A 5,204-nucleotide genomic window follows, 5' to 3' on the forward strand; every position below is an offset into this window, starting at 1 on the left:
AGCCACTTCAAGTAACCCTGTGCCGGGATGTGAGTCGTCCACCGTCATGTAAGCCTGGAAGAGGCGCGTCGTAGCTTCGGGGGAGGCTTTCCTTAACACCAACCGATACGACCGCCTCAGGCGCACTGGAGGAGCAGCGGATGCCGTTCTTCGAGAAAACTCGGACTAAGCGACGGGAACAACGCGCCCAAGAGGAAATAGCGCTTGAGAGCCTCCGAGTGCGCTATCCCCGACTCGGCGCACATCGACAGTGGCTCTGGTTCGCCATTATGGTGCTCTTCGATTTCGTCCTAATTCTCGCCATGTACATATGGTGGACCAACATAAAGGACGACACGGGAGCTTGGCCCACTATAGCAATCAGCCTTGCCACGGGCTTCGTTGCGACTGCCACCTTCGGCTTTACCGACGCCTTGATAAGCAGGCGAGCGCATGACAAATATGCCGAAGATGTCGGCGATTGCACTCTTACCGCATTGCAGGAATTCACGCGGAACATACACACCTCCCTAGATACATTCGAACGCGTTCTGTACGAACAGATCGAAGGAGACTTGGCTGAACTCAAGTTGTTGGCGGAGCCAACAAAGGGTGCCCGCCAATTGGGACTTTCACAGGTATTTCAGAACGGAGATACAGGCTCCCGTGAGGCACTTGATCGACTCATAAGAAGGACGCCCGACTTGGTGCTCTTCATGAACCTCGATAACCGGTGGGTGACAGAACACATACCTGCTTTTCAGCAGCGGTTCAGAGACCTTCAGCAGCAAACAATGATTCTCTTGCCAGATTTGAGAGATGAGCACGTGCTTGAGATGCTGGCCTTTCGAACTCAAGCATCGAAGGAAGAACTAAAGAGGCGGCAGCTGCAAATATTTGACGCCCTGGAAGGGGCGTGGGAAGGAACCGTTCGACCGTTCTCCGCAAGGGGCCATAACCACCTTCATGCGTATCGGGCGGCACTCGGAAAGTCCCAGGCGCTCGTAGAACCGTATTTCACCAGTGCAGATCAACGCCTTTCGCGGCCTTGCTTCTGGTATCGTGGAGAAAATAACAACAACTACGTTAAGCACCTACACAATGACGCAGTGGCGATCAAGAACACATCGCGTGACTTGATTCCTTGGTTTGAAGACCTTACTAGCGCGCGAACATCACATCAGACTTCCCCGCACGCTCCATAGCACTAGCCGGAACACTACCTCCACCTTGCGTTCGGTGCGCGCATCTTCTTTAGCAGTTCTTCTGCTTCAGCCCATGTGGCGTCGAGCAATCTTAGCTCTCTCTCCAGGCTCGGCTCCCACCATAGCCTTTTGCCACTCGGCAACAGTCGCGTCAGCCGGAGTTCTTCACTCTCGTCGTCTACCCACAGATCCCAGGTGATGCCATCCCAAGGCTCTTCCCCCTTTGGGGTGAAGTGCATAACGGCTCTGAGATTCTTAGACGGGAAGAAGTCCCCCATAAACGTGCGCTCTACGCTTATACGGTCGCTCGCTTTTTCCCTGTCGCATCTCACGTCATAGTTGTACACAGTACGCGCCGAACCCACCTCTCCATGGATGAGCGGGGCGTTAGCTGTTTTTTGATCCACCTCTTTGAGCATCTTGGCTAGTAAGGCCTGTGGAGCCAAGAGTGCTTCTTTTCGGTTTGCAACCTCTGGATGCGGATGCGGTTTTCTTTCACGTCGTTCTACTGAAATTCCCCCCTTTCAAGGATTTCTTATCTCACATGCAGGGGGAATTGTCAATGATGCGATGTAATCTGTCCTACATCTTTTGCCGCCTCCGCCTCGTATAATCCGTCCTCATATGACAGAACGAGCAAGACCTACATTCGACGGCGAGGCAGTCGCCAAGGCGTTAAGGACCACCGCCCAGGAGGTCACCGACCCCGCCTACGGCGAGGGACAACACTTCCAAGTCCAATCGGACAAGGCCTTCCTCAGTCTCGACACGTTTCCTGAGGCCGGCGTTTCACGTATCACGACCAAGAGCGCGAGGATCGAGCTTTTCGGAGCCTCGCTACCCCACGTCGAAGACGAAGGGATCGTCTTTCTCCAGAAGGACGAGGAGCACGAGCATTCAACCGTCGCCGTACATCCTGATGGCGCGCTGACGCTGGGGTACCAAGTCGACACTGGGCCGACTTCCGTCACGGGGCTTCCGGACGACGTTGAGGACACCGCGCAGATCATCACGAACCACGAGGCCGTGAACACGCCGGCCGAGGTGGCCCCGCCAGAGGCGCAAGAACCCCGAGTCGTGGTCGCAAGCCCCAAGCCTCCGGAGAAGGCCGGCACCGCGCAGCGTGCGTCTGGCGCCTTTCCTGATGAGCGTCCGATGATCCAGCAGGTTGGTCCACCGTCACTCGACGAGACAGGCAGCACCCCTCAGGACGATGTCGAGCAGGTCGCCGATGGCAAGAGGTCTCAGGACGAGCATCCGCTCGATCGTGCCGCCCGTATCCGAGCCCAGGACCAGGCCGACCGCAGGTCTGTGGCGACGACTCCCGATGCCAAAGAATCGACGGATGCCCCGCGGGTCAAGCTCGTCGGCCGGATAGGACGTACGCCGACTGTTCGTGAGACTGCGGGCGGCAAGCTCGTAGCCAAGTTTCCTCTTGCCATCCATCTTGAGGACGGAACCACCAAGTGGCAGGACGTCCTCGCCTTCAACGACCGGGCAGCAGCGCTTCAACAGCGTCTGGAGGCCGGCGAACTGATGAAGGGCTACGAGGTCGAGGTCGTGGGCTACCTGCACGAGCGGGAGTACCAGGGGCGAGACGGTACGACCAAAACGGCGCAGGAGGTCTACTCAGTGGCGGTTAAACGACGATGAGTGAGCCCTCGGGCTTGGCGTAGCCGATGCTTTCGCATCGACTATCTCTTTCTACCTTGCCGGATCTCTCTGCGCACTGTTGCAACAGCCCCGCACCGCAAGGCCGTTGAACCTTGATCCCCATTTTCCTTCTTGACGTCGACGCGTCCGATATGAGACAAACAGAGAAATATGTCAGAAGGAGGAGAAGGATACAGCCCACGGCCCGAAGAGTCGAAGCAAGGAGAGCAGCCACCGGTCCGTTTGCCACTTGAGTCGGTTCGATCCAAGGGTGTTGAAGAGAACCTTATCCCTTACGTTACTGCTCACTTCGCCCATCGTGACTACTGGGCTGAAGACGGTACACCGCAAGAGCGGGCCGCCAAAGAGGCAGCCGCCGGCTTCCCCACAAGTCCGGAGGGCGAGGTGTATGACGAGCTCATGGGAACTGCGTTTGCAGAGGTTTCTCAGGCCACCCGCGGCCCAGACGGAGCTGCCTATGCCGCCGCTTTTGCCGATCTCGACGCCGCTCGTGCTGCGTTTTTACTTCTTTCTCTTTCCCGTAGCCGTTTTACTGCGCGGGAACTCTACAGCAACTTGGGGGACGTGCGCATCGTTCCAGCCGAAGTGGAACTCACACCTCGACAAGCGAAACTTGTGGAGCTTTTGGCAAAACGAGCGACGCTTCCGTACGACGCATCTCAGACCAGCGTTGCTGATCACCACCTGGATTACGCCGTGTCGCGCGTTCACAGGTCCAACGAGAAGTGATCTCCCTTCAGCGTTAGCCTTGAAGTAGGCCTCTTGCTGCGTACGTCTTCACGGGACGCCACGAAGAGGGAGGTGCGTGGTGGGATCTGATGTGCTCCTTGGCCATGAGGACGGAACCCCTGTCTACCTACGGTATGACCACCGCACCGCACATCTTGCGGTGTTGGGCAAGTCTCGCTTTGGCAAGACCACGCTGCTTGAGCACCTTGTTCTTCAGGACATGCGGGACCACACCGCAGCCATCGTCATCGATGCCCACGGCGATCTCAGCAAACGCTTGGTCTCACTCGCCCCGACGGGAGCGCAAGATGCTCTGGTTCTCGTCGAGCCCAACGCCGAGCGCCCTTTTGGCCTCAATCTCTATGAGCGCGCAGGGCATACGAGCCCTGAGGCCATATCGAGGACCGTCGGCAACGTTTTGGCCATCTTCCTTCGACTGATGGGCGCGGAGGGACGTGGCCTGCTTCCTGTTATCGACCAAGGCCTTCGCAGTACAGCTCGTGTGCTAATCGCTAATGATTTCACCATGGCAGAGCTGCCTCTTCTGTACATGGATGCCGCGTTTCGGAGCAGGGCGCTGGCTAAGGTGAACAACCCAGCAGTACTTCAGTACTGGAGGGATTACGAAGAGACCACACCCAGAGGCCGACAGGATACGCGAAATCCTGTTCTCAACAAGGCAAGCCGCTTCCTTGAAGATGATCTCATCCGCTTGATGGTCAGTCAGCAACGGAGCACTATTCCGTTTGAACAGATCATGGAGGGCGGCGGGACGCTTCTTTTCAACTTGGCCGGCTTGGACCGTGAGTCCGTCTCCTTCCTCGGCATGGTTTTCCTCTCGGTTTTGAACGACCTGCTGCATCAGCGTGAGCGCATCACCGCGAAAGACCGCAAGCGAGTTCATCTCTACCTCGATGAGTATGGACGGTTTGCCACCTCAACTACGCGTCACATGCTTGAGGAGTGCGCGAAGTACGGGCTTGGTGCCACTCTGGCTCATCAGAGCTTGTCTCAAACGCCTGAGCAGGAGGCGTTGAAGGTTGAGACACTGATTAGCTTTCAGCTATCCGGGGAAGATGCGCGGCTCGTGGCGCAGCAACTTGACGTTTCTCCAGTCCGCATGAAAAAGCGACTAAAGCAACGCATGGAACCGCAGTATGACGAGTGGGAGGAGGAGGTTTGGGATACAGCCGCGAACAGGGATGAGCACAAAAGGCTTCAAGAGAAGGAAAAAGAGGTGTTCAGGAGAGTTGGAGGCGGGGCTGATTCATATGTGAAGGCGCGCGTTGAGGCTCAGCATTTTCATGAGACGCATTGCAGGATCGAGCATCACCAGGAGCACTGCGGAGAGCTACCTGCACGCAATCGCTCGGGAACGCCTTGGTATGACTTTGTGGAGGAATCTGATCAGTCTCATGCAGATCGACGTGAAGAGCTAGTTACCACACTTGTGACACTCCCTCGTCATCTTGCCTACTGTAAGATCCCGGATTCCTCTGGCGTCCCTCGCGAGTATAAGGTTTCGACACTGGAGCCAGCCCGAACCGGAGACATCAAATTTCGCACACTACTCCGGATGTCTCGGACAGTTAAGACAGAACCCTTCGATCGAGACAC

The 5,204-nt window shown here is 56.8% G+C and carries 5 protein-coding genes; 4 read left to right on the plus strand and 1 reads right to left on the minus strand.

The window, feature by feature from the left end:
- The first annotated feature begins 140 nt into the window (after positions 1-140).
- A complete protein-coding gene (locus tag ACFV9H_RS41125; protein WP_385409080.1) occupies positions 141-1,184 on the plus strand; it encodes a hypothetical protein in 1,044 nt (347 codons plus the stop codon).
- A gap of 14 nt (positions 1,185-1,198) precedes the next feature.
- Here ACFV9H_RS41125 and ACFV9H_RS41130 read toward each other — a convergent pair whose 3' ends face one another.
- Entirely contained in the window at positions 1,199-1,630 is a 432-nt protein-coding gene (locus ACFV9H_RS41130) for a hypothetical protein (RefSeq protein WP_385409082.1), read from the minus strand.
- Between the two features lie 178 nt (positions 1,631-1,808).
- Here ACFV9H_RS41130 and ACFV9H_RS41135 point away from each other — a divergent pair, with 178 nt between their 5' ends.
- From ACFV9H_RS41135 to ACFV9H_RS41145, 3 genes are all read left to right on the plus strand, one after another.
- Positions 1,809-2,837, plus strand: a complete 1,029-nt coding sequence (locus ACFV9H_RS41135; RefSeq protein WP_385409084.1) for a single-stranded DNA-binding protein — start codon at positions 1,809-1,811, stop codon at positions 2,835-2,837.
- A 171-nt stretch (positions 2,838-3,008) separates the two neighbouring features.
- Positions 3,009-3,587, plus strand: a complete 579-nt coding sequence (locus tag ACFV9H_RS41140) for a hypothetical protein (RefSeq protein WP_385409086.1) — start codon at positions 3,009-3,011, stop codon at positions 3,585-3,587.
- Positions 3,588-3,666: 79 nt separating this feature from the next.
- The coding region (locus tag ACFV9H_RS41145; RefSeq protein WP_385409088.1) for a type IV secretory system conjugative DNA transfer family protein at positions 3,667-5,204 on the plus strand (1,538 nt) is incomplete at its 3' end.

This window comes from Streptomyces sp. NPDC059874, assembly GCF_042731135.1.
In the GTDB taxonomy this organism is placed as follows: Bacteria; Actinomycetota; Actinomycetes; order Streptomycetales; family Streptomycetaceae; genus Streptomyces.

Bases quoted from the DNA above. Each gene is read 5' to 3' on its own strand.
- ACFV9H_RS41135 (WP_385409084.1), top strand. From the start codon at position 1,809: ATGACAGAACGAGCAAGACCTACATTCGACGGCGAGGCAGTCGCCAAG.
- ACFV9H_RS41140 (WP_385409086.1), top strand. From the start codon at position 3,009: ATGTCAGAAGGAGGAGAAGGATACAGCCCACGGCCCGAAGAGTCGAAG.
- ACFV9H_RS41125 (WP_385409080.1), top strand. From the start codon at position 141: ATGCCGTTCTTCGAGAAAACTCGGACTAAGCGACGGGAACAACGCGCC.